This is a genomic window from Ruegeria sp. CL7 (assembly GCF_056536445.1).
Map to the genome: position 1 here is coordinate 250,015 of NZ_JBQFPQ010000002.1, position 23,497 is coordinate 273,511.

The following is a 23,497-nucleotide window of genomic DNA, read 5'->3' on the forward strand; positions in this document are numbered from 1 at the left end:
AAATTCCAGAGTGCGGTGCCCCAAGAAGGGGCACCGACGACAGGTTTCAGTCAGGTGTGGTTATTGAAGAAGACCGGCTTCTTTATAGAACTTCTCAGCACCCGGATGCAGCGGAACACCCAGCGCCTCGACGCCGTCGAGGGCAGTATCAGGCGTGATCTGCTTGCCCTTTGCGTGGCCGTTGTCCAGCAGCTTGCGCGTGTTGTCGTTCCACAGGGCCTTGGTCAGCTGATAGACCAGATCTTCGGACAGATCCGATGACACAACCAGCATTGCGCTGACCGCAGGGGTCTTGGTTTCGGAATCGATGCCTTCATATACACCGCCCGGGATAGCGGACGGGATATAGGCAGGAATGATCTCGTTGATCTTTGCCAGATCTTCATCGCTGAAGGAATGCAGGTTCATGCCCTTGGTCGATGACAGCTGCACCATTGCGGCAACCGGCCAGCCTGCTGCGTAGAAATAGGCGTCAAGCTGACCGTCGGCCAAACGCTCGGCGCTCTGACTGTTGTTCAGCTCGGCCTCGTCCATATTGTCGCGATTGACGCCCCAGGCGTCCAGCATCTGCAAAACGGCCACCTGCGTGCCGGAACCAGCCTGGGCAATACCAACGCGCTTGCCTTTGAGATCACTCAGATCGTTGATCGTCTGACCGGCTGGCAGCACCAGGTGCAGGTCTTCCGGGAACAGGTTTGCGACGATGCGCAGTTTCGGGTGGGGTTTGCCTTCAAACTTGCCCTCACCCAGATACATCGAACGGGTTACATCTGCCGCGGCCAGGCCGGCCTCAAGCTCGCCGTTTTGCACGGCGGCATTGTTGAAGACTGACGCAGTTGTCGACTGTGCAATCGCGATCAACCCGGGCACGCCGCATTGGCCGCCCTCTTCGCAGGGGCGTGAGCCTGGAGGGGCCGAAATTCCGTTGGCGATGGTCCCGCCGATCGGGAAATAAGTGCCGCCTGCACCGCCGGTGCCGATGCGAAAAAAGGTTGGGTCCTGTGCAAACGCCGGTGCAGCCAATGCACCCGCCAAAGCCAAACCCGTCAGGCATTTCATCAATTTCATCGTAAGCTCCCAGTTGTGGATCATTGGATTCGGTTTGTTCGAATTCTGATCCGTTCAGCCTATGGAGTTTTAGCATAAATACAAATTTGTTATATTTAACAAAATGAAAGTTTAGCTTATGTTTTAGATATGAACCTTGCTCAATTGACAGTTTTTCGTGAGGTGATGGAAACCGGGTCCATCTCTCAAACCGCGAAGAAGCTGAACAGGACACAACCCGCGATCAGCCTGGCAATCAAGAACCTGGAAAGGAGTCTGGGACTGACCTTGTTCGAACGAAAAGGCCGGCGTCTGATCCCAGTGCCAGAGGCGCATTACCTGTTGGCAGAAACCACCGGAATACTGGACAGATTATCTACGGTTTCCAGTACGATGCACGGTCTTCTTAAAGGAAATTCAGGCAGCCTGAACATTGCCGCAATGCCGGGACCGTCCATTTTTGCCTTCCCGAATTTCATAAGCCGTTCAGTTGGCGGGAATCCGGACATCCGGGTTACGCTGTCCACCCGCAGTTCGCCACAGATAATGGAACTTGCAGGCACTCAGAACATTGATTTCGGGTTTGCTGATTTCGAACACCCGGTCGGAAAGAAGCCACAATTTACGGCAGAGATCATCAGCGGAGACTGCTTTTGCGCAATGGATCGGGACAATCCGTTGGCGCAAGAAAAGGCTGTGACGATTTCGGATCTCGATGATGTGCCAATGGGTGGACTGTATGACACCCACCCTTTTCAGAAAAAAGTGCAGCGCGCTTTTCAGATGGTTGCCGCCACTTACAAACCTAGTGTGACGTGCCAGTATTTTCTTCCGCTCATTCCGTTTGTTGGATCGGGGCAGTGCTGCTCGATTGTCGATCCGTTGACTGTTGCGACGGAACGGAAGCTGAATATCTCGCATGGCCGTGTGGTATTCCTGCCTTTCAAGGACCCCCTCAGATACGAATACGCCATCCTGTCGCCGGATCACCGCCCCCCTTCGCAATTGGCGCTGAAAATAAAAGCGGGATGGAAGGCGGAAGTTGTGTCGATGCTGGATCAGACCAACGCCAACCCGCGGACGGAAGACTTCTGAAAGACACCCGGCCGAACTTGGAAATGTGCGACAACCGGAAAAACTCAGATGACGCGCGCGACCGAGGCCTCCAGCGTCGATTTTAGCAGTTGCGGATCTATCGGTTTGTAAAACAGCGGCAGCTTTGCTTGTTTGCACTGCTGAACAAGCTCTTGTGATCGATTGGCTGAGATAATACAGCCGGGCAAATGCCCGAATTCATCCGTCAGGGCGCGCATGGCGTCCGTGCCTGTTTTTCCGTTGTTCAATTGATAGTCGGCGACAACAAAGTCTGGCAGGATGCCTATTTCGCGCAGAAGGCCAATCGCTTCGCTTTCGCTTTCGCATTCCAGAACCTCGACGCCCCAGGATTCGATGGTCATGGTCAACGCGCCGCGCAGGTTTTCATCGTTTTCGATCACCAGGGCGACGGTGTTGCCCAGCACATTCAAGTTTGGTTTTTGTACCACTGAAGAGCAGAGAGAAACCTCTGGTTTCACCCGGGCCAAAGGTATTTCGACCGAAAACCCCGTGCCCTTTCCAACTTCGGAAAACAGGTGGATTGGGTGTTGTAGCAACCCGCAGGCCCGCTCGACAATCGCAAGACCCAACCCCATTCCTTCGGCGGCGCTGGCATCTGAATGCAAACGCTGAAATTCCTGAAACACGATATCTCTTTGATCTGATGCTATGCCAATGCCCGTATCCCAGACTTCCAAAGCAATTGCGTTCTTGCGATGCCTGACACCAACAAGAACTTTGCCGGTCTCGGTGTACCGGATCGCGTTTGACAGCAGATTCTGCAATATACGCCGAAGGTAACTGGCATCGCTTGTGACCAGAGCCTTTGTGTCAACAAAACGCAAACTCAAACCCTTGGCCTGGGCGACGGGCTTGAATGCGTCTTCCATCTGCAAGAAAAGCTCGCCCACCGACACTGTGGACAGATGCGCCTTGGCCCGCCCGGAATCCAGCTTTGAGATGTCCAGCAGGGCTTCGAGAATGTGTTCGACACTGTTCAGGGCGCTTTCTGCTTTTGCTGCAACGGTCCGGGCGGTGTCAGTGTCCAAACCGCTGCCCAGTGACGCAACATAGAGCTTTGCAGCAGACAGAGGCTGCAACAGGTCATGGCTGGCGGCGGCCACAAAACGCGATTTTGACGCGTTCGCCCGTTCAGCCTCGTTCAGCGCATCCGCAAGCTCCATTGTGCGTGACGCCACACGTTGTTCCAAAAGTTCCTTGGCTTCATACAAGGCCTGCGCAGACCTCCGTTCCGCAGTTACATCGGTAAAGGAAATCACAAAGCCCCGGTCTGGCATTTCCTGCGCAAAGACCGACAGGATTTTCGATCGCCCCTGATGCATCTGGAACTGAAGAGGGCGGCGGTAGTTTGGTCGGCTGACCCAATCCAGCAGATCCGCCTCGGTTATGCCTTTCTGAAAGCTGATGTTGTCGCCCAGGCGATTGGACAGGGTTTCAAACCGCATGCCCATCTGAAACTGAGTGATCGGTATGGCCAAAAGCTCGCTTGCGCGGGTGTTCCACCCGATCATGCGGTGCTTGTTGTCAAAGATACAGACGCCCTGATCGATATGTTCAAGCGTGGCGCGGATCAGCCGCGCCTTGTCGTCAAGAATGCGATCCCTTTCTTGCCGTTCGATCCGCATGATATCTGTCACGTCGGTTTGCAGGATCACGGTGCCCCCGTCTGGCGTGCGGTGTTCTGACACTTGCGTCCACCGATTGCCCGAAAGACGAACATTGAACACCACGTGGTCATCTGCGTGACGATCCAGACGGCTTTTGGCCCAGTCCTCTGGGCTCATTGTCTCTGGCAAGGACAGGAACCTGGATCGGCTGACCAGTTCCACGTAGTCGGCAAAACACAAGCCGGGGTTCAGCTGTTCCTGAATATCGGGCATATGCATCCCGAACCTGCTGTTGCACAGCACCAGTTCTTCGTCACGATTGAACAGGGCAAAGCCTTCCTGCACCGTTTCGATCGCATTTGCCAAATCTGCGCGCGCTGCTTCGGTTTCCTTGTTGGCCTGAGCCAACCTGGCGTTGGAGTCATTCAGAAGTTCAAGCGCGCGCTCAAGGTCATCCGTTCGGGCGCGAACCTCTTGTTCAAGCACCGCCGCCCGTTGGAACTGAGCATAAGCCGCGCCAGAGGCATTGGTGGATTCTTCGACCCGCCGCATCAGGGCTTCGGCAATTTTCCTGAGTTTTTCGTTCTGACGTTCAAGGGAGTCCGAGGGGTCTGTGAGATGCTCGATCATACCTTACTCTTTCTCGGGCGGGTATATCGCCACGCCGGTCAGGGTCTGGTTCACATGGATCGAATTGAATTGCTCTCCATAGGTCGAGAAACCGACCACGTGATGGCGAGACAGGATGTCCGAGATCGCGTGCGTCTTCTGCTTTTGCTGGGCCTCCAGCCGGCGAAGGATGCAGTCACAACCCAAAATGGTGTCGGGTTGCTGTTTCTCGGTCAACAGGCTGATTTCTTCCTGTAGATGTTCAACCATGTCCCGAGGTTCTGCCAGCGTCAGGACCAAGCCTTCGTCAATCGCCGAAAAAAAGACGAGATCGCCATTTCCCGCTACCTGCTGGATCGCGCGGACATGGTGTTGCCCGCCTATTTGCACAACGACTGGATGGGCCGCGAATGTGAATGTGGTGAGCTGTTCCGGGTCTTTGCCGAGAATACGGGCGTATTCGCGGGCAGCGGGTTCGGCATTGATTTCCTGAACGATGCGTTTTGCCGGGTCTGCCTTGGTCACGACCATGCGATAGGCGGTGGGCAGAAGGTGATCGGTCTTGAACACCTTGATCGGACACCGCGTGCGAACCTGCGTGAGTACGGCTGCGTTGCTTCTTGCCTGCCCCTGATACAGAACATAAGTGCGCCCGAATTTGGTTCCATCCCCGGCCGAACCGCCGAACAATGGCACCGGCCCCAGCCCCACAGCCAATTCCGACGTCAGTTCATCTTCTTTTGTCGACAACCCGTCAATCATCAGGAACGTGAATTCATGGCTCCAGTCGGGTGCGTTTGCCATCATCGTATTTCTGTTGTGGATCATCTCTTTGATGATGCTGTCGGACTCGAATTCGTTCAGATCCGAAACAAGAACCGTGCGTATGTCGAAATGGGATTGCGGCAGGCCGATCGCGACGATCTGATCTTCACAATACCCACTATCCGCCAGCTCTCCGGCGGTGGTGCAACCAACAATCGGGGTCGGCGCAAAGGCGCGCTCGGCATCCGCGATCACCACGGATGCATCGGCGTTCGGGCTGACAAAAAGAATGACAAGCGCAAGTGGGTCATCACCCAACTGGCGTCTGAGGGTCTCGATCGACTGCCCGGTGTCGTGGCGTGCAAAAGCCGTTTTGACGATGCCTGGCGTACGGGCCCGGGCTGTTGCCCACCCGACTGCTTGGTCCATCGTGCCTCCTCCCTAAAAGCGCGACGATGACGTGAGAGTATGACGCTTAGCCTTGGTCTTGCAAGACACTGGCAAAGGACGCTTTCTTGACGATCAGAACCGCCTGCGTACGACTTTGAACACCCAGTTTTCGCATTATTGCTGTCACGTGCGCTTTGACCGTCGTTTCCGCAATCGACAAGTCATAGGCGATTTGCTTGTTCAGTTTGCCTTCGCAGATCAGTTGCAGGATGCGCGCCTGTTGATTTGTCAGTGTCGCCAGTCGTTTGACCGCTTCGTCGTGTTCGTCCTCTTCCTCTGTGTCAATCAAAACACAGCCCTCTGGCACGAAAACGTCACCGGCGTGCACTGTCTCGAATGCAGTGCGGAACACGTCGCGCTGACTGTGCTTGGGGACATAGCCTGATGCGCCGGCCTGTATCACCTGGCTGACAACGCGGTTGTCCGTCAGCGACGACACCACGATCACCGGTGCGTTTGCGGCAGCCTTCAAGCGGATCAAACCTTCCAGGCCGTCCACATCCGGCAAATTGAGATCCAGCATGACCGCATCGGGTTTCAGCCCACTTGCCAGCAGATCCAAGGCGTCCTCCAGCCGGTCTGCCGTATGGATTTTCCGGATCTGAGCCACACTTTGCAAGGTCATCGACAAGGCGTCGCAAAACAAAGGATGGTCATCAACGATCAGCACGTTTTCGAAATTATTGCGCGCGGCGGATTCAGCAAGCATCTGGTATAGCCTTTTGCATTCAAATGGTCTCCAGCCTAACCAATCCTAGCGATGAATGAAAACCACGCATACTGGCGGAAGGTCGTATAGTAACGCGCACCCCGGATCAGAGGTACGCATCAGGGTTTTGCTGGATCCCGTGTCAGTTCGCCGATGCCAGTTCCTTTGGCGGGCGGAAGGTCCACAAGGTACCACCCTGGTTCAGATAGTTGACCTTCTTGGCCACCTCACCCCCCCCAGAGCGGTGCAGTGCCGCCCCAGCTGGAAATGATCGCGACATATTGTTCACCATCCTGTTCCCAGGTCACAGGCTGCCCGAGCCGGTCTGGAACGACCACAGCTTCTCGCTGGTCTCGTCGTCCAGCGCGATAAACTCACCTTCAGGCGTGCCAAAGAACACCAGGCCACCGGCTGTCGTCATCACGCCTGACCACAGCGGCGCGTTGTTCTTGTATCCCCATTCCCATTCGCCGGTATCCGGATCGATGGCCTTGAGAGACCCAATGTGATCTTCGTAGTTGGGCTTGATCGTAAAGCCTGCGCCCAGATAGGCGGCACCCTTCTTGTACGAGATCGGCTGGTTCCAGATATCCATGCCCCATTCGTTCGACCGTACATAAAAATTGCCGGTACGTTGCGAAAAGGACATCGGCATCCAGTTCTTGCCGCCAAGGAAAGAAGGCGATGCAAAGATCACTTCACCCTTCTTGTCATCAGCCGCTGACGACGGATCCCCGGGGCGGTTTTCTTCGACAAAGACCGGTCGGCCGGTCTCATCCACGCCGGACGCCCATGTTATGTCTTTGACAAACGGATTAGCCGATACAAAGGCACCGTCTTCGCGGTTCAGAAAATAGAAATACCCGTTGCGATCGGCGGTTGCGTAACGCTTGTTTCCTTCACGGTCGGTATAGGCAACAACCTCGTTTACACCGTCATAGTCCCAACCTTCGCGCGGCGTGGTCTGGAAATGCCACTTGATTTCGCCGGTTTTCGGATCGATTCCGATGCGGCTGGCCGCGTAAAGGTTGTCTCTGGCGTTACCTTCCGTCGGCGTGCCCGCATTGTGCAGCCACGAGTTCCACGGCGCCGGGTTTCCGACCCCGAAAACAAGCGTATCCGTGTCCGCGTCATAGGAACCACCCAGCCAGGTTGCGCCACCGCCGGTCTTCCACATGTCGCCGGGTCACGTCGCATTCAACTCGCCCGTCATGGTGCTTTCTTCATCGTTCAGCGTCTCCATATGGCCTTCTATGACCGGGCGTTCCCATACCGGATCACCGGTGTTCACGTCCCGTGCCTGCACAGCGCCAACGATGCCAAACTCACCACCGGAATTTCCGGTGATCACCAGACCGTCAACGATCAGCGGAGCCGCGTTGTAAGAATACGCCGCCTTGTAGTCCGCGATTTTATCACGCCGCACGACGTCGCCGGTGTCTTTGTTCAGGGCCACAATCCGGGCATCAAGGGTGCCGAAAATCACCTTGTCGCCGTAGATGGCGGCACGCCGGTTCACCACGTCACAGCAAGGCAGAATGCCTTCGGGCAGGCACGCCTCGTATCGCCAGACCTCTTTGCCGGTTTCCAGATCAATTGCATAAAGGCGCGAATACGATCCGGTGATATACATCATGCCGCCATAGATCAGCGGCTGGGCTTCCTGCCCGCGCTGTTTTTCGCCACCAAGGCTGAACGCCCAGGCCGGCAACAGGTTCTTGACGTTGTCTTTGTTCAGCATGTCCAACGGGCTGTAGCGCTGCAAGTGGCGTCCCATCCCGTTTGTCACGACCTGGGTCGCAATTGACTGGTCGTTGCCAGATCGTCCTCGGTAACTTCTGCATGGGCCGTGCCCACTGCAATCACGCTTGCAACTGCCGCCATTGTGAACCGGTTCATCATTGTCCTCCCTAGACTTGTGTCTTCCCTCCGCACCGAATCGCCGACAGGTCAGAGCTGTTGGCACGGCAACTATTCGCAGGCGGGTCTGTCGGCGAAATTGCACAATGGTCGTGGGGGCAATTCGCGCATTTCATCCGGGCTCCACACTCATGGTTTCGGCGGCACCAGCGGTGACTTATCGGACCACTTTAGGGCATCTGTCGCAACGGTTTGCGACGCGGCGCCGATCCTTCTCCCGGACGAACATGATCTTGATACGGTTGCGCCATTTGGCCCTGCACGTGTCGTTCGGAACGGGTCTGTCCCGCGACGTCCCGCCCAGAATGCAGGGATATGTTTCCTTGACCTTTCAGGCCGCCCAAAAATCTACCGACCACCATTGCCGCTGAAATTCAGGAGCTTGATTCAGTTTCCGGCGTCGATTTCAGAGCTGACCCAAGGTTCGGTTCCGCCCTTGACGAATTCCGCGTGGCGCGGGCGCGAGTCCACCAGGGCGTTGGCGAACAACTCCTGTGTTTCAGTATCGATCCAATGAGCCATATTGATGGTCTCGGACGTGGTGACAGCGATCGTGCCGTCTGGTGAGACCGCCACCCCTTCCGGCTCGATACTCACGTCTATCTGGGCAATTACGGTCCGCGATACCGTGTCGACGACAGTTGTTATCGCGTCATCTTCGTTGGCGATGTACAGATGCCGATCATTCGGGTGCAAAACGAACTGTTTGGGGTCTTCGCCCGACGGCAGATCATAAAGGACTTCTCCGGTTTCAGGATCCATGACCTGCACCGAGTCATTATCTGACGCGCAGATGTAGAGAACCGAGTAGTCCTTGGAAAATGTGATCCCGCGTGGTCGTTCTCCGGTTTTAAGGGTGCGGATCACTTCAAACGTTTCGATATTGATCACGCTGAGCGTGTCGTCTTTTTCATTGCTGATCCAAATCTCGTCCGAAACCGCCGGAGTGCAAAATGCAGCAGCGGCCAAAAAGACGGAAAACTTTATCTTTAGTCCTCGCTAAAGGCCGTGCACAGGCATTCGGCCTGGTCAATTCCCAGAGTGTCCAGTTCAGTCCTGTGGTGCAGGAAACCCGCGAGCGGTGCGAGGGCCACGACCGCTCGATCCGTCATCAGCGGGATGGGTTGGCGCAACTGACCGTTCCAGGCGCGGAAACTCATCGCCCGGCCCTTGAAGCCTGCCAGTTCAAATTTTTCCAACAGAATGTAGTCCCGCAGAACCGCGGGATCGCCAGATTGCGTTCGGGCCACGGCCTCGCCCAAGGACCGAAACGCAGCCCATGCCGCATAGTCGATTGGCCTCATCGACCGGCCTGCTTAACCGGCGAACCGGCTCTGCAACTGAACCGCGCCCCATTGCTCGACCACAGGCGACCACGTGACCGGTCGCAACCCTTCCGAACCTGCGACCGGCCTGGGTTCCCATGTGTTGAACGGTATATATCTTGCGAAGTCGCCCAACTCATCCGCGACCAACGTGACATCGTAGTCCACGAAATCCTACGTGAAAACAGGAACTTCCTGCGCCGCATTGTGCCTCATGTCAGCATCGAAACGCCAGGTCTTTTCCGCCCGAATTTCCAGTCCGAATTTGGTCAGGGACAGTTTCATTGCGTCAGCAAAGGCCATGTCCGACTGGTGTTCTCCGGCGACCAGAACCAGATCGTCCCAGCGCCTTTTGACCAGAAATTGTGCCAGAGCGTTCGCGCGCATCGCATCGGACGGCATGGTGTGCAGCAGGTTGGCACGGCTAGGCGGTATGTCTTAAGTCGCGGTCGCGGGCAGACGCGTTGAGCAAGATGGCGTCGGCGGCCTCGGGAAGATCAGCGACCGCCAGTTGCGCCTGCGCCGGAGCGTCCAATATCAGGAAGCTTGTCTGGGACAAGGACCGGCGCGCCGTATCAAGCCAATTCCCGTCTTCCGGGACGGTCAAAACTGTCAGTTCATACGTGTGGCCCAGAAACTTGGCCGTTGTCAGGTTGTCTTACAAAGCCAGTTCTGCACCTGCCGTGCCCAGATCGTCGGGCAATGGGTCAAGGTTCGACAAAACCGGTGGTCGTCTGACCTGTTGATGAAGATAGACAGCAGATACAGAGACCTCAGCTGCAGCAACCATTGGCAACAGAACAAGAGTTGCAAAGACGCAAAAAACATGGCCGTGTTTGCTCCTCCTCCGATGCTGCTCCACTAAAATGAGTCCTTGGGCGGCATGCCATTCGACCTTAGTCGCACGCAGCGGCTCATCTGCAAACAAGGTCGAATTTCACGATGGTTTTCCCTGAGCTAAGACCAGAGCCAGCATCAGAAGGAGGAGACGATGGGTCTTGTGTTTTTCAACACAGCGCTGGCTGGCCTGACCGCAGGTGGCATGGCGTTTTCGCACGGAGACGTCGCCCCGCGACCTGCTGGCCGCGATGGCCGACGGCGGGGAAGGTGATGCCGCAGCGCTTCAGTCGGATCTCAGCCAGATTGCCGGCACTTTGGAAACAGGATCGGGCGCCCTGCGGCTGACAGCGTGGCCTTTCGCGCCGCTGTTCTGATCTCGGGCGACAGCCCTGATTTCTCATAGGCGGCGGAGCAACTGACAATTGGATTGTCTGCCGCGCAATAGGACGGCAGACTGAGACACATGATCGGACGCACATTTTTTCTCTCTCTGTTGGCTGCCACTCTTTCAACCGGAATGGCGATGGCCCGATGCGAGGATCATGTGCCTCAACCCAAACCACAAAACGCCAGCCGGGATATCGTTGGCGCTGATCTCGATACCATCGTCGCGCGCGGCTATATCAAATTTGCGGCTTATGACGACTTTGCCCCGTGGTCCTATGAGAAAGACGGCAAGATACAGGGCGTGGATATCGACACCGGAACATTGATCGCCGAAGAGCTGGGGGTCGACGCGCGTTTCAATCTGGTGGCTGCCGGCGAAAACCTTGAGGCCAGGCTGACGCCAGAGCTTGACATCCATACCCCACCCCTGCCCGGTTTTGCCGTCAGTTCATGGACTACTGGCGTGGACGTTCATTTCGCCTATAGCGGCCTCTGCTATGCTGTGGACGACGCCATTTATGCGGCGTTGCAGGACAGGCGCATCGCCGAAATCTTCAAACGTCACGGCCTTACACATTCGCCGTCCATACTGCGGTGACTACACCCAAGGTCTTATAGGCAAGGCTGCGAACACCGCGTAGCGTAACAAAAATATACTTGGAGAAGTGAAATGGAACTCAATGACAGCCGCGTCATCGCCGCGCCGCGTTCCAAAGTCTGGGCCGCGCTTTTGTCGGCAGATGTTCTGAAGGAATGCGTGCCGGGATGTCAGGAGATGACAGGCTCGGTCGAAGACGGGTTCGAGGCCACCGTCGTGCAGAAAGTAGGCCCGGTCAAAGCGACGTTCAAAGGCTCTGTGACCCTTTCTGATCTCGTGGAGCTTGAAAGCGTGAAGTTATCGGGTGAAGGTAAGGGAGGAGCCGCCGGATTTGCCAAAGGCGCGGCCGACGTCACCTTGTCGGATGCCCCCGAAGGCACACTACTGACCTACGCGGTCGATGCACGCGTCGGTGGCAAACTGGCTCAGTTGGGGGGCCGCGTGATTGATGGGGTTGCCAGAAAAATGGCCGACCAGTTCTTTGAGAACTTCCAGAACGCGGTCGAACCTCAGGATGTGCCCGAGCCCGAAACCTCGGAAGAAGGCGAGACCGGGGAAAAAAAGAAAGGTTGGATCAAGCGCGTGTTAGGCGGTTGATCCTTTGGAATTCAGGGAGGAGAAAGTCATGAAAATTTCCATGACCGTGAACGGCAAAGCCGTAAGCGGAGACGTCGAGGGCCGGACATTGTTGTCCGGTTTTCTGCGCGATCATCTGTCTTTGACGGGCACGCATGTGGGGTGCGACACCGCGCAATGTGGAGCTTGCGTGGTGCATGTGAATGGCGAAGCGGTGAAATCGTGCAACATGCTGGCCGCCGAAGCAGATGGGGCCGATGTCGGCACGATCGAAGGCCAGGCAACAGCGGATGGCTCACTGAACGTGATACAGCAGGCGTTTCAGGATCACCACGGTCTGCAATGCGGATTCTGCACTCCGGGCATGGTGATGAGCGCCGCCGCGCTGCTGAAAGAGAACCCGCGCCCAACCGAGGCCGAAATCCGGAAGTATCTGGAGGGCAACCTGTGCCGCTGTACTGGGTATCACAACATCGTCAAAGCGATCATGGCCGCATCCGGCCAGGACGTGGGCAGCATCGCTGCGGAATGATGCCGCTGCGGGCGTCGGAAACACGCCCGTGGGATGAGTGAGGGATGCAGCAGCATCCGTTTATGGGAGGAGAATAAGCAATGCCCAAAGACAGTGGCATCGGAGCCAGTTCCAAGCGGCGCGAGGACGTACGCTTTCTGACCGGAGCAGGCAATTATACCGACGACATCAACGTACATGGCCAGGCCTATGTGCATTTTCTGCGGTCCGACATCGCGCATGGCCGGATCAAGTCCGTGGACACTTCGGCGGCCGAAGGCATGCCGGGAGTGGTCAAGGTGTTTACCGGCAAGGATTTCGAAGGCGTGGGCGGCATGCCCTGCGGCTGGGAAGTCACCGACAAGCACGGCGCGCCGATGCAAGAGCCCCCTCACCCCATTCTGGCGCAGGGCAAAGTGCGCCATGTGGGCGACCCGATCGCGGCCGTTGTGGCCGACAGCCTTGAGCAGGCCCGCGATGCGGCTGAGGCCATCGAGGTGGATATCGAGGAACTGCCCGCGGTGATCGACATGAAAGCCGCCGCGCAGGATGGCGCGACCCTGGTCCATGACGATCTGAAAAACAACATCTGCTATGACTGGCAGCTGGGTGAGGCGGACGACGCCAAGGTGAACGAGGTGTTTGCCAACGCCGCGCATGTCACCACTCTGGAACTGGTGAACAACCGTCTGGTTGCCAACCCGATGGAACCGCGCGTGGCCGTGGCGGAATACAGCCGGGGCACGGATGAGTATACGCTCTATACCACGTCGCAGAACCCGCATGTGATCCGGCTGCTGATGTGCGCCTTTGTGCTCGGCCTGCCCGAACACAAGGTCCGCGTCGTGGCGCCGGATGTGGGCGGCGGTTTCGGCACCAAGATTTTCCACTATGCGGAAGAGGCATTCTGCACCTTTGCCGCCAAGGCCTGCAACCGCCCGGTCAAGTGGACGGCCAGCCGGTCCGAGGCGTTCATGTCGGATGCACAGGGCCGCGACCATGTCAGCAAGATCGAGCTGGCGCTGGATGCCGACAACAATTTCGTCGGCCTGCGTACCAACACATATGCCAATCTGGGCGCGTATCTATCCACCTTTTCCAGCTCGGTCCCGACCTGGCTGCACGGCACGCTGATGGCGGGCAACTACAAGACGCCGGTCATTCAGGTAAACGTGAAGGCGATGTTCACCAACACGGTGCCGGTGGACGCCTATCGCGGCGCGGGCCGCCCTGAGGCAACATACCAGTTGGAACGTGTGATCGACAAAGCCGCGCGCGAACTGGGTGTCGATCCGATCGCCCTGCGGCGACAGAACTTTGTCACCCAGTTCCCCTATGACACGCCGGTGGCGCTGACCTATGACACCGGGGATTACAACGGGACGATGGACAAGCTTGAGGCTGCGGCTGATCTCGCGGGCTTTGCAGCACGACGCGCGCAGAGTGAGGCCAAAGGCAAGCTGCGCGGTCTCGGCGTCAATTGCTATATCGAGGCTTGTGGTATCGCGCCTTCGAATATCGTCGGCATGTTGGGGGCCCGTGCGGGTCTTTACGACGCGGCGACAGTTCGGGTGAACGCCACCGGTTCGATAAGTGTGATGGTTGGCGCACACAGCCACGGGCAAGGCCATGAAACAGCATTCCCGCAGGTCGTGGCCGACATGATCGGCATCGACGAGTCAATGGTCGAGATCGTGCACGGGGACACCTCGAAGATCCCGTTTGGCATGGGCACCTATGGCTCACGCTCGCTGGCGGTCTGCGGCTCGGCTATGGTCAAGGCCACCGAGAAGGTGATCGACAAGGCCAAAAAGATTGCAGCCCATTTGCTGGAAGCGTCCGAGGCAGATATCGAACTTAAGGACGGTCAGTTCAGTGTTGCGGGGACCGACAAGTCGGTGGCGTGGGGGGATGTGACCCTTACGGCTTACGTACCGCACAACTATCCGCTGGAAGTTGAACCGGGACTGGAGGAAACCGCGTTTTACGACCCGGCCAACTTTACTTTCCCGGCAGGGGCTTATGCCTGTGAGGTCGAGGTTGATCCAGACACAGGTCAGGTCACGATTGAGAAATTCACGGCTGCGGATGACTTTGGCAATATCGTCAATCCAATGATCGTTGATGGCCAGGTGCATGGCGGTATTGGTCAGGGCATCGGTCAAGCCCTGCTGGAGAACTGTGCCTATGACGAGAACGGCCAGCTGCTGAGTGCGTCCTTCATGGACTATGCGATGCCGCGTGCGGATGACGTGCCATTCTACGGCGTAGATCATTCCAGCCAGACGCCGTGTACGCACAATCCGCTTGGTGTGAAGGGTTGCGGCGAGGCCGGTGCGATCGGCTCACCGCCTGCGGTGGTCAACGCGGTGCTGGATGCGTTGAACTCAGGTGGAAGGGCTGTTGATCATATCGACATGCCGATGAGCCCGTCACGCGTTTGGACGGCGATGCATGGTTGAGAGGTTAAGGTGCGAGGGGCCAGCCCCTCGCGCTCCCCGGGATTTTAATAGCCAGATGAAGGGCGGATCAGCGCCTTTTCGGAAAGGAAGAACGAAATGTACAATTTCGAGTTTGAGAAGCCCTCGACCATTGCTGACGCGGTTGCAGCATTGGCAGCAGAGGATGCGCAGGCGTTGGGAGGCGGACAGACGCTGATCCCAACATTGAAGCAACGGTTGGCGGCCCCGTCCAAGTTGGTGTCGGTGAGCGGAATTCCCGAGATGCAAGGCGTTTGCATCGAGGATGACGGATCGGTGTCGATCGGTGGCGCGACGCCCCACGCTGTCGTCGCCCGCGAGGCCGTGGGCTCGTATCCAGCGCTTGCAGCGCTGGCCGGTCAGATTGGCGATCCGGCAGTTCGCAACCGCGGGACGATTGGCGGCTCGGTTGCCAACAATGACCCTGCGGCCTGTTATCCGGCAGGGGTATTGGGTTCAGGGGCGACTATCCTGACCAATACCCGCCAGATTGCCGCCGATGACTTTTTCCAGGGAATGTTCACGACAGCACTGGATGAGGGTGAAATCATCACATCGGTCCGTTTCCCGGTGCCGCAAGCGGCGAGCTACCGGAAGTTCCTTCAGCCAGCCTCGCGTTTTGCGCTTGTCGGGGTCTACCTGGCCCGCTTTGCGGACGGGGTGCGCGTCGCGGTAACCGGCGCGAGCGAGGACGGCGTTTTCCGGTGGTCCGAGGCTGAACAGGCGCTGAACAAGGAATTTCGCCCTGATGCCCTTATGGACCTGCGCGTAAACCCGGCGAACATGATTGCGGATCTGCATGGGAGCAAGGAGTATCGAGCGCATCTTGTTTCGGTCATGACCAAACGCGCGGTTGAAGACTGCTTGTAAAGAATTGGTCGGGAAAATCGAAAAGTCCCGGTGTTATCCGGGGCTTTTTATCCTTGCAGCGTCACCACTTTCCCATTGGGGCGTACACGGATCGCGATGCGCTCGCCGGCTGCCTGCGCAAGGGTCGCTGCTATTTCAGCCTCGGAAGCATGACGGAATGCTGTTGAAAGCGCGTCTGCCGTCGTAGCATCCGGTGCCTGGACACTGACCGTTGACCAAAGCGGTGCGTTTCCGCCCATCGGGTCGATGATGTGAGCGCCGCCCGACCGCAGGCGCATGACGTCAGCGCTGGACGTAGCAATGGCGCGGTCCTTCAAATGCGTGACTTCGACAAGTCGGTGCACTGGATCCGTGACGCCCAGCAGCCGCTGACGACCACTTGCATAATATTCTCCGATATTGACCAGAACCTTTTCCCACCCGGCTTTGCGCAAGGCGCGAACGACCAGATCGGTGGCGAAACCTTGAGCGATGCCGTTCAGGATAAGCGCTTGATCAGGGCCCAATTGCACGAGTTCCTTAGTTAGACCTACGCGGTTCCACCCGATCAGCCTTCGCGCGTGTTGAGCCTCATTCTCGGACGCGGCAAGCCAAATTGGCTGAACTGTGGGATCAAAGCGACCATTTGTGAGGTCGTAAGCCGCGCTGCACGCTGTCAAAAGAGACACAAAAGTGGGATCGGGGCTTTTGAGATACCCTTTCCGGTGGAGCTCCGACAGGGCAGAGTTCGGGCGATACAGGCTGAACAGCGCCTCGCATTCCTCCAGAATGGATCGCAGAGCGGCAATGGCATGTTCTGCCTCCACAGGGTCAGCATCCAGTGTCAGGCTGATTTCGGCCCCCATGGCGTAGCCACGCCGACGGATAGGCTGTGCATGAGACGGAGATGCCAGTGCTGCGGCAGATATGGCCAGAAAGCGGCGACGGTTGATCATTCGGCTGCAACCTCTCTCGTGCGGCGGCGAGCCGCGACGATCAGGGGAACGCAGCGGTTGCGGTCGTTATATATGGCGACGCAGTCGAGATACTGAAAACACTCATCAAACTGAATTTGCCCGGCTTGCGTGATCGCGCCAAATTTGCATTTGACCTTGCGTAGCTGACAGGGTGACCCGCATTCGGCGCGGCGTTCGATACAGTCGCGGCCCCGAAGCAACCCACCGATCGCAAGGAACACGCACAAGGGGCAGGCATATCGGCAAAAGCCCTTGAACACCGCCATTCCCAGAACCAGCCAGAAGATGGCGTAGGCGACATAATACCATTCGCGAAAAAAGAAGGTCGTGATCGCTGTTTTGAAGGGCTCAACCTCTGCCGCTTTATCGACCTGATCAGGTGCGGCAAAGACAACGCAAGCAAGGCCGTCAGTACCGCGTATTTTAACCATTTCAGACGGTTGCCCATTTTTTTGACGGTTCAACCTGAGGGATACGAAGGGCTTTGCCCAGATGATGTGCGAATTCCCGAAGGGCACCGAAAGGGCAGAGCCATCCGCAGAACAATCCCCTGCCCCAAGCAATCAAACCCGCAAGGGTCACGGCCCAGATCAGCAACGAGAACGGATCATAGAGCAGGAAGGCAGAACTGCCGCCGTCCAATGCCGTACGCAATGCCCCCAAAACCGTGACGATCCATAGCTGCCCTTGCCCCCACCAACCCACGAAAACTGTGACAAGGGCAAGAACGCCAAGACGTACGGGAGTGAACAATGGTCGCGCCGCAAGGGCATTCATTCGCAGGGCCTAAACGGCCAACAGCGCAGCCAGAAACACACCCAGGAAAACCAGATCCAACTGGCGATTTCGCAGCGCTTCGAGCCAGGGCGGTGCCGGAACAATCTGTTCTGGTCGATCAAAGAACCTTTCAGGTGAGATATGTGCAACATCCAAAGTGACGGATCCTGTTTCAGGCTGGAACATGCCATGTTCGCGAACTGCAAGAACCTTCAACACCCATTCTCGGGAAGGTTCGAACCCCAGGCGCCGGTCGGTGCGCAGGATCATGGCAACGCCATCTGGCATGTTATCCGCCAACTCGACCAGCAGATCGGCATCACGCAGAGCGACCGGCAATCCGCTCTGCTCGGCCGAAATCCAGTCCGGCGCGGTATTGCGTACAAAGTCTTCGCTGACCGGACCATGGCGCACCGTTTCGATCACAAGGATCAGCTCGTCATTGTCCGAAATTTCCATGAAGCGCTGCAACTCTTCATAATTGTCCGTGGTCAAGGCAGCGCGAGCGAAGGCTTTTGGGCCCACATCCACGACCCACAGATCCAGATAAGGGTCGTCGGGACTGTACTGCGGCTCGGGATCGTCATCTTCCCAAAGGGTCCATTGAACAGAGCGTCAACTTGCGCATTCGTGTAGACCTTGCATGTGGCGATGCCCTGATCGATCAGATCCTGCCAGTTGAGTTCTTCTTGATAATCGGGATCCGGAAATGCAGGCGGCGCGGTTGCCAATCCCTGCATTTTCTCGCGCGCGACTGTCAAAGCAGCGCCCATGACCGATTCATGCACGATCCGCACAACTTGCCGTCGCCTTTGTAACCCCGTCCAGATAGACCAATGACGACCCGCTTGCTGCACCGCCGTACGGGGTTCCAACAACGATGGAATCCGAGATCGAAAGGCCCCTGTATTGCTCGAAGAATTTGTGGAAAGGGGCTCTCCGAGCCCTTAAACAAAGAACGGTTCGTTATGTTCAATCAACTGCACGTCAAGAAAACGCCCTTCAAGATCCAGCACGATCAACATGTTGATTGGTGCGCCTGAAAAACCGGGCAATGGCGCCATGGGTTTCGATTCAAAGACATAGCCTGCATCGGCCCCGCCGGAGTTCAGCAGACTGTAGACGCCGTTTTCGTACAACGCCGCCCCCAATGCGAACGGCGCGCGGATGTAGGATTCGATATCATCGCGCGACACAGGTTCGGCCAAAATCACTAGGCCGCCGAAAAGCAGCATCAGAATGCCTGTGAGTACGCGCATGATCGAAAGACTAACTTTCCACCCTTCGCAGGGACATTCGACGAAAGTTCTAAGTCCCTGCCCGCGGCCCTAAGGCAGTCCTGCATCCAAAGTTGCAGCCGCAAGGAAATCGACCGTGACAGGTGATGCGGCCCTCGCCGGTCCGGTGCGCAAACCGTCACCTCAGCAGCCAGAGGTGGCGGAAGTACGGGGTATTCGGCCGGTCGGTAGGGGGCAGACCTGGTTCGCCGTTCATTACGGCATTAGCCCCGGGGTGGTATTGGAGTTTTTCACGTCAAGGGCGACGCTTTACCGAAAAAGAACAGGCCGCCCAGTTAGGGCGGCCTGACCAGGTTTTTTCTTGTGCCTACGCCTTACTCGGCTGCCTGCGCGCTGTTGGCAGAGTGCTTGTCACGCTGACTGTCGCGGAACAGCGCCTTGGCCAGCGATACGCACATCAGGCCCATCACCATGGTGAACGGAAGCGCACCGATGATCATGGCATTGCGCAGCGCATCCATAGGGTTGTTTTCACCCGCCGCCAGGATCAGCGCGCCGATCACTGCCGTCAGGATCACACCCCAGATGATGCGGTGCTTGATACCGGTTTCCTGGCTACCACCCGACATGATGGTGTTCATCACCAGAATTCCCGAGTCCGCCGAGGTTACCAGGAAGGTCATGATCAGGATCACGCACATAACGTTCAGCATGGACAGCAGCCCACCATCGATCATGAAGGACAATGTCGTGAACAGCTTGTTGGTGTTCGATGCGCCGATGATCGCACCTTCTGCCGCGCCTGCCAGTTCCAGATCGATCGCTGTGCCGCCCAAAACGGTCATCCAGGCAAAGCACACCAGCGCAGGCGCGAACACGCAGCCCAAGATGAACTCGCGGACGGTCCGACCCTTGGAGATGCGCGCCAGGAAAAGCCCCACGAAGGGCGAGAATGCGATCCACCACGCCCAGTAGAAGGTGGTCCAGCCTGCCTGCCAGCCAAACTGACGACCTTGCTCACCCGCAGCGTAGGACGCGGCCAAGGTTGCTTCGTCCAACTCGGCCGCTGCACCTTCCAGACCGCTTTTGAAGCCGTCGAAGCTACCCCAGGCATTGGTCGCCCCACCCATCAGATCTGCGGCATGTGCTTGCGCCTCGGCCGGCAGAGCCGCTGCGAATGCTTCGGCCGACAGCGGGCCATAGGCATTGAAGCTGAGCGACAGGAAGTGCAGGATGTAGTCGATCATCGCAGTGCCATAAGTGGTCATGGCAAAGACAAACGAACCGAAGACCACGAAAGTGCCCAGCAGGATGATCGACAGCACCAGGTTCAGGTTGGACAGGTACTTGACACCCCGGCCGACACCGGAAACCGCCGAAATGATCGACAGGCCCATGATAACGACCAAGCCTGAAATCAGACCGACCTTGCTGGGGGTCGGCACCTCGCCGCCCAGATCCATGATCCACTGCATGCCGGTGATGGCATAAAGGCCGTCGATGAACTGGCTGACGCCATAGCCGATGGTTACGGACACGCCGAGGATCGTTGCGACAACGCCCAAAACGTCAACCACGTGGCCGAAAAAGCCGTTGACGAAACGGCCAAACAACGGTGTCAGCGCAGAGCGGATCGTCAGAGGCATGTCGCGTGTATAGGCGTAGTAGGCCAGGGACAGGCCGGTTACCACATAGATCGCCCAGGCGTGAAAGCCGTAGTGCAGGAAAGTGAAACGATAAGCCGATTGAACGGATTCAGGGTCATTTCCTGCAACTTCACCCGACAAAACCACAGGGTTAGACCCCCAAAGGCCCAGCGGTTCTGCTGTGGCGAAAACCATGAGCCCCACACCAAGACCGGCACCAAACATCATGGAGAACCATGAGAAGTTCGAAAACTCGGGCTTTTCCCCCGGCGTTCCCATGATCCTACGACCCGTGGACGGAATGATCGCAACAACGGCAAGGAAAAAGAAGAAAAAACCGACAATGACGATGTAGAAGCTGTTGAAGACTTCCAGCAACTGGCTGTTCAGGCTGCCCAATGTGCTGTTTGCATTCGCTGGGAAAACCAGGGCCCACAGCACCAGCCCGACCATGATGGCTTTGCTGATCAGGGCAATTGGGACGCTGTAGTTTTCATAGAATCCGGAATCAGCCGTTTCTATTTCAACGTCCGTGAAAGGTTCGGGTATCGACATATCGCACGTTCCTCCTCGAGTGTGTCGTTCTTTGTTCTTCTGAAAAAATGCTGGAAAACATCGCGTTGCACGACGTGGACAATCATGCACGATGCACGAACCGATGTTGAGTTGTGTTCAGCCCAAACTTGGGCTTGCAGTAACAACGCTTGCTCCCATTACGTCTCTTACTGCAAATTTCCTCCCGATTGCTCGCTGCCTGCTGTCATCACCGATCCCGGTGATAAGTCAGCGTGTGGTTGAATGTCGTCGCAGCATCTTAAGTGGTTATTGGGTTTCCAGTTTCGAAAAACCTATAGCAAGGGTGAGATGTTCTAACCTGAGAATCCGACACTTCGATCACATGAAGCGACCACCGAATTCACTCGATTGCGATGTTAGCGAGAACAATGCGACGACATGATTTGTTGTGACCACTACGTCCTTCACAGCTTCAGGACCAGTTTATCGGACTTGGCCCGCGAAACGCAGGTGCACAGGAATTCGTGGCTTTCCTGCTCTTGCGGTGTGAGTATTCCGTCGCGGTGATCGACCTGCCCTGACACTACGTCAACAATGCATGACCCGCACAACCCTTCAGAGCAGCCGAAATCGACCTGCACGCCGTTGTTTTGCAATACTCCGAGAATAGTTTCCTCTTTTCCGACCGGGTAGACCGCGCCGGTTGACTGAATTTCGATCTGAAATTCCGCGTTTGGATCGTGGTCGATGTCAGAAGCGGGTTCAAATCGTTCAAAATGGATTGCCCCGCCACGCAAGGATGCACCTGCTTCCAGAACAGCGTTCAGCATCGGTTCAGGTCCGCAGGTATACACATCCGCACCGACGGGCATCGATTGCATGACCGATGCCAGATCAAACCAGCCGTCTGTGTCATCGCAATGCAAATGATACCATTCATCCAGCCCAAGGGCCCTGAACTGCGCGTCCATCGCTGCAAATTCTCTTGACCTTACAAGGTAGTAGACCCGAAAATCCTGCCCGCGGTTCATCAATTCCCGCGCCATTGCAACCAGCGGAGTTGCCCCGATGCCGCCTGCGATCAACGTGACATGCCGATCGTGGTTTTCGAGTTTGAAGTGATTCCGCGGCCCGCCGATTTCGACCATCGCCCCTTCTTGAAGCGCGTGCATGGCCACCGAGCCGCCACGCCCTTCATCTTCGCGTTTGACGGCGACATTGATTACGCAGCCGTCCTGACTCCAGCTCCACAGTGAATACTGCCGCACCAGATCGTCGGCCAGATGGATATCGACATGTGCGCCGGGTTGAAGGCTTGTGAAGCGGCCGTTTTCGATTTCAAAGCAAAAATCGGACGTGTCCGGGCTTAGCCGTGTTTTGCGCACGAGGCGGGCAACTTGTGAATCCATCACACATCCTGTTCGTTCTCGGTCGACTTTGGTCCTGTACCCGATCGCAAACAGCAGGAAAAAACATAGATTTCAATTGCAAAATTTCTCACATTCGGATGAATGTAACTCACCTCTACCTTTTGAGCAACGCAGCAACCATGTCACGACGCCACTATAATCTTCCACCTCTCACGACCTTGTCGGCCTTCGAGGCCGCCGCGCGGCATCTCAGCTTCAAAGAAGCGGCCAGCGAACTGTCGGTTACGCCGGGCGCTGTCAGCCACCAGATAAAGGCGCTGGAAAGTGAACTGGGTTCGGCGCTGTTCGTCAGAAAGCACAGGGGCGTGGAACTGACCGAGGATGGCCAGGACCTGTTCGAGGTGCTCGGTTCGTCGTTCCGGCAGATATCGAAGGTGCTCGAAAAGATTCGCAGCGGCGATTCAGAAAATCCAGTGACGGTCGGGTCCACTACCGCTGTGGCGGCGTTGTGGCTTTCTCCGTCGGTCATCCGGTTCTGGCAGGACTACCCGCACGTGAAAGTGAACCAGATGGCACAGGACAAGCCATTCTCGGACAGGCCGGATATCGACTTTTTCATCCGCTACGGTCGTGACGTGAACTCGCAGCTGAACCATACTAAACTGTACCGCGATACTCTGACGCCGGTCTGTAGCCCCGAGATGGCCCTGGAACTGAAGGGGGCAAGCCTGGAAGACCTGGTCGAACGTCGCCTGATCCACCTTGAAACGCAGGACAACACCTGGACCACCTGGCCATCTTGGTTTCACGACCTCGGATATACCGGAGTTGTACCGGTACAGTCGCGCGTAAACAGCTATGCTCTGGCGTTGCAGTTGGCCCGCAAAGGGGCCGGGCTTGCATTGGGGTGGCAACGCTTGATCCAGCCCATGCTGGCATCAGGAAAACTTGTTGTGCTAGAAGAATTCAGCATCCCTGCCCCGAACAACTTTTACCTCGTCGGTCGCCCGGACGACCAGCTGACAGAAGGTGCCCTGGCGCTGAAAAACTGGTTGCTGGATGAATTGTCCGGCGGTTCGGTTTAGTCTGCCTCAATCGGCCATGAGGTTTTTTGATATTGAATGAAGCCGGCTCGACCGGCCAATGGGGGTAACGTTCAACACATTCCGAATTACTCAGGAGCA

24 protein-coding genes and 2 pseudogenes are annotated in these 23,497 nt (G+C 56.9%); 8 read left to right on the plus strand and 18 right to left on the minus strand.

Features of this window, described 5'->3' with window-relative positions:
- Nucleotides 1–60: 60 nt before the first annotated feature.
- Nucleotides 61–1,068, minus strand: a complete 1,008-nt coding sequence (locus tag ACR0LI_RS09705) for a TAXI family TRAP transporter solute-binding subunit (protein ID WP_171635979.1) — start codon at nucleotides 1,066–1,068, stop codon at nucleotides 61–63.
- A gap of 144 nt (nucleotides 1,069–1,212) precedes the next feature.
- Here ACR0LI_RS09705 and ACR0LI_RS09710 point away from each other — a divergent pair, with 144 nt between their 5' ends.
- The gene (locus ACR0LI_RS09710) at nucleotides 1,213–2,142 is read left to right on the plus strand and encodes a LysR family transcriptional regulator (RefSeq protein WP_253283270.1); all 930 of its coding nucleotides are present in this window, start codon (nucleotides 1,213–1,215) and stop codon (nucleotides 2,140–2,142) included.
- Between the two features lie 44 nt (nucleotides 2,143–2,186).
- Here ACR0LI_RS09710 and ACR0LI_RS09715 read toward each other — a convergent pair whose 3' ends face one another.
- The 9 genes and pseudogenes from ACR0LI_RS09715 to ACR0LI_RS09755 all read right to left on the minus strand — a co-directional run bounded on the left by ACR0LI_RS09715 (nucleotide 2,187) and on the right by ACR0LI_RS09755 (nucleotide 10,155).
- On the minus strand, nucleotides 2,187–4,400 hold the full coding sequence (locus ACR0LI_RS09715; RefSeq protein ID WP_480718429.1) for a hybrid sensor histidine kinase/response regulator: 2,214 nt from the start codon (nucleotides 4,398–4,400) through the stop codon (nucleotides 2,187–2,189).
- A 3-nt stretch (nucleotides 4,401–4,403) separates the two neighbouring features.
- Nucleotides 4,404–5,573 (minus strand): FIST N-terminal domain-containing protein, encoded by a 1,170-nt coding sequence (locus ACR0LI_RS09720; RefSeq protein ID WP_171635971.1) that lies wholly within the window; start codon nucleotides 5,571–5,573, stop codon nucleotides 4,404–4,406.
- A 46-nt stretch (nucleotides 5,574–5,619) separates the two neighbouring features.
- Nucleotides 5,620–6,303 carry a response regulator gene (locus ACR0LI_RS09725; RefSeq protein ID WP_171635969.1) on the minus strand — a complete coding sequence of 228 codons (684 nt, stop codon included), beginning with the start codon at nucleotides 6,301–6,303 and terminating at the stop codon, nucleotides 5,620–5,622.
- A 142-nt stretch (nucleotides 6,304–6,445) separates the two neighbouring features.
- Nucleotides 6,446–8,202: pseudogene (locus tag ACR0LI_RS09730) on the minus strand (PQQ-dependent methanol/ethanol family dehydrogenase).
- A gap of 423 nt (nucleotides 8,203–8,625) precedes the next feature.
- Nucleotides 8,626–9,210: pseudogene (locus tag ACR0LI_RS09735) on the minus strand (YVTN family beta-propeller repeat protein); the annotation flags it as partial.
- 2 nt (nucleotides 9,211–9,212) lie between these two features.
- Nucleotides 9,213–9,527 carry a hypothetical protein gene (locus ACR0LI_RS09740; protein WP_480489027.1) on the minus strand — a complete coding sequence of 105 codons (315 nt, stop codon included), beginning with the start codon at nucleotides 9,525–9,527 and terminating at the stop codon, nucleotides 9,213–9,215.
- A gap of 12 nt (nucleotides 9,528–9,539) precedes the next feature.
- Nucleotides 9,540–9,716, minus strand: coding sequence for a hypothetical protein (locus ACR0LI_RS09745; RefSeq protein WP_348539519.1), 177 nt, complete (start codon nucleotides 9,714–9,716; stop codon nucleotides 9,540–9,542).
- A 6-nt stretch (nucleotides 9,717–9,722) separates the two neighbouring features.
- Nucleotides 9,723–9,950: a hypothetical protein gene (locus ACR0LI_RS09750; RefSeq protein ID WP_480489025.1), complete on the minus strand. Its 228-nt coding sequence runs from the start codon at nucleotides 9,948–9,950 to the stop codon at nucleotides 9,723–9,725.
- 22 nt (nucleotides 9,951–9,972) lie between these two features.
- Entirely contained in the window at nucleotides 9,973–10,155 is a 183-nt protein-coding gene (locus ACR0LI_RS09755) for a hypothetical protein (protein ID WP_480718430.1), read from the minus strand.
- 430 nt (nucleotides 10,156–10,585) lie between these two features.
- On the opposite strand from ACR0LI_RS09755, the gene ACR0LI_RS09760 reads away from it, so the two are divergent.
- From ACR0LI_RS09760 to ACR0LI_RS09785, 6 genes are all read left to right on the plus strand, one after another.
- Entirely contained in the window at nucleotides 10,586–10,762 is a 177-nt protein-coding gene (locus ACR0LI_RS09760; RefSeq protein ID WP_480491284.1) for a hypothetical protein, read from the plus strand.
- Nucleotides 10,763–10,851: 89 nt separating this feature from the next.
- Nucleotides 10,852–11,373 (plus strand): transporter substrate-binding domain-containing protein, encoded by a 522-nt coding sequence (locus ACR0LI_RS09765; RefSeq protein WP_480491285.1) that lies wholly within the window; start codon nucleotides 10,852–10,854, stop codon nucleotides 11,371–11,373.
- A 72-nt stretch (nucleotides 11,374–11,445) separates the two neighbouring features.
- Entirely contained in the window at nucleotides 11,446–11,970 is a 525-nt protein-coding gene (locus ACR0LI_RS09770) for an SRPBCC family protein (protein WP_171723719.1), read from the plus strand.
- A 28-nt stretch (nucleotides 11,971–11,998) separates the two neighbouring features.
- A complete protein-coding gene (locus ACR0LI_RS09775) occupies nucleotides 11,999–12,481 on the plus strand; it encodes a (2Fe-2S)-binding protein (RefSeq protein WP_152460328.1) in 483 nt (160 codons plus the stop codon).
- A gap of 80 nt (nucleotides 12,482–12,561) precedes the next feature.
- Nucleotides 12,562–14,922, plus strand: a complete 2,361-nt coding sequence (locus ACR0LI_RS09780; protein ID WP_171723718.1) for a xanthine dehydrogenase family protein molybdopterin-binding subunit — start codon at nucleotides 12,562–12,564, stop codon at nucleotides 14,920–14,922.
- Between the two features lie 96 nt (nucleotides 14,923–15,018).
- Nucleotides 15,019–15,810, plus strand: a complete 792-nt coding sequence (locus ACR0LI_RS09785) for an FAD binding domain-containing protein (protein WP_480718431.1) — start codon at nucleotides 15,019–15,021, stop codon at nucleotides 15,808–15,810.
- Between the two features lie 47 nt (nucleotides 15,811–15,857).
- Here the strand turns inward: ACR0LI_RS09785 and ACR0LI_RS09790 are convergent, their stop codons facing one another.
- The 8 genes from ACR0LI_RS09790 to ACR0LI_RS09825 form a co-directional block, all read right to left on the minus strand.
- Nucleotides 15,858–16,745, minus strand: a complete 888-nt coding sequence (locus ACR0LI_RS09790) for an FAD:protein FMN transferase (protein WP_480718432.1) — start codon at nucleotides 16,743–16,745, stop codon at nucleotides 15,858–15,860.
- Nucleotides 16,742–17,197 (minus strand): hypothetical protein, encoded by a 456-nt coding sequence (locus ACR0LI_RS09795; protein WP_480718433.1) that lies wholly within the window; start codon nucleotides 17,195–17,197, stop codon nucleotides 16,742–16,744. Before ACR0LI_RS09795 ends, ACR0LI_RS09790 begins: the two co-directional genes overlap by 4 nt.
- A gap of 1 nt (nucleotide 17,198) precedes the next feature.
- On the minus strand, nucleotides 17,199–17,543 hold the full coding sequence (locus ACR0LI_RS09800; protein ID WP_371732254.1) for a 4Fe-4S binding protein: 345 nt from the start codon (nucleotides 17,541–17,543) through the stop codon (nucleotides 17,199–17,201).
- Nucleotides 17,544–17,552: 9 nt separating this feature from the next.
- The gene (locus ACR0LI_RS09805) at nucleotides 17,553–18,038 is read right to left on the minus strand and encodes a hypothetical protein (RefSeq protein WP_480718434.1); all 486 of its coding nucleotides are present in this window, start codon (nucleotides 18,036–18,038) and stop codon (nucleotides 17,553–17,555) included.
- Nucleotides 18,035–18,316 carry a hypothetical protein gene (locus ACR0LI_RS09810; protein WP_480718435.1) on the minus strand — a complete coding sequence of 94 codons (282 nt, stop codon included), beginning with the start codon at nucleotides 18,314–18,316 and terminating at the stop codon, nucleotides 18,035–18,037. Before ACR0LI_RS09810 ends, ACR0LI_RS09805 begins: the two co-directional genes overlap by 4 nt.
- Before the next feature lie 174 nt (nucleotides 18,317–18,490).
- On the minus strand, nucleotides 18,491–18,802 hold the full coding sequence (locus ACR0LI_RS09815) for a hypothetical protein (protein WP_480491294.1): 312 nt from the start codon (nucleotides 18,800–18,802) through the stop codon (nucleotides 18,491–18,493).
- A gap of 353 nt (nucleotides 18,803–19,155) precedes the next feature.
- On the minus strand, nucleotides 19,156–20,982 hold the full coding sequence (locus tag ACR0LI_RS09820) for a BCCT family transporter (RefSeq protein WP_480491296.1): 1,827 nt from the start codon (nucleotides 20,980–20,982) through the stop codon (nucleotides 19,156–19,158).
- A 425-nt stretch (nucleotides 20,983–21,407) separates the two neighbouring features.
- The gene (locus ACR0LI_RS09825; protein ID WP_480718436.1) at nucleotides 21,408–22,352 is read right to left on the minus strand and encodes a PDR/VanB family oxidoreductase; all 945 of its coding nucleotides are present in this window, start codon (nucleotides 22,350–22,352) and stop codon (nucleotides 21,408–21,410) included.
- Nucleotides 22,353–22,492: 140 nt separating this feature from the next.
- On the opposite strand from ACR0LI_RS09825, the gene ACR0LI_RS09830 reads away from it, so the two are divergent.
- Nucleotides 22,493–23,398 carry a LysR substrate-binding domain-containing protein gene (locus tag ACR0LI_RS09830; protein WP_171723713.1) on the plus strand — a complete coding sequence of 302 codons (906 nt, stop codon included), beginning with the start codon at nucleotides 22,493–22,495 and terminating at the stop codon, nucleotides 23,396–23,398.
- Nucleotides 23,399–23,497 lie beyond the last annotated feature (99 nt).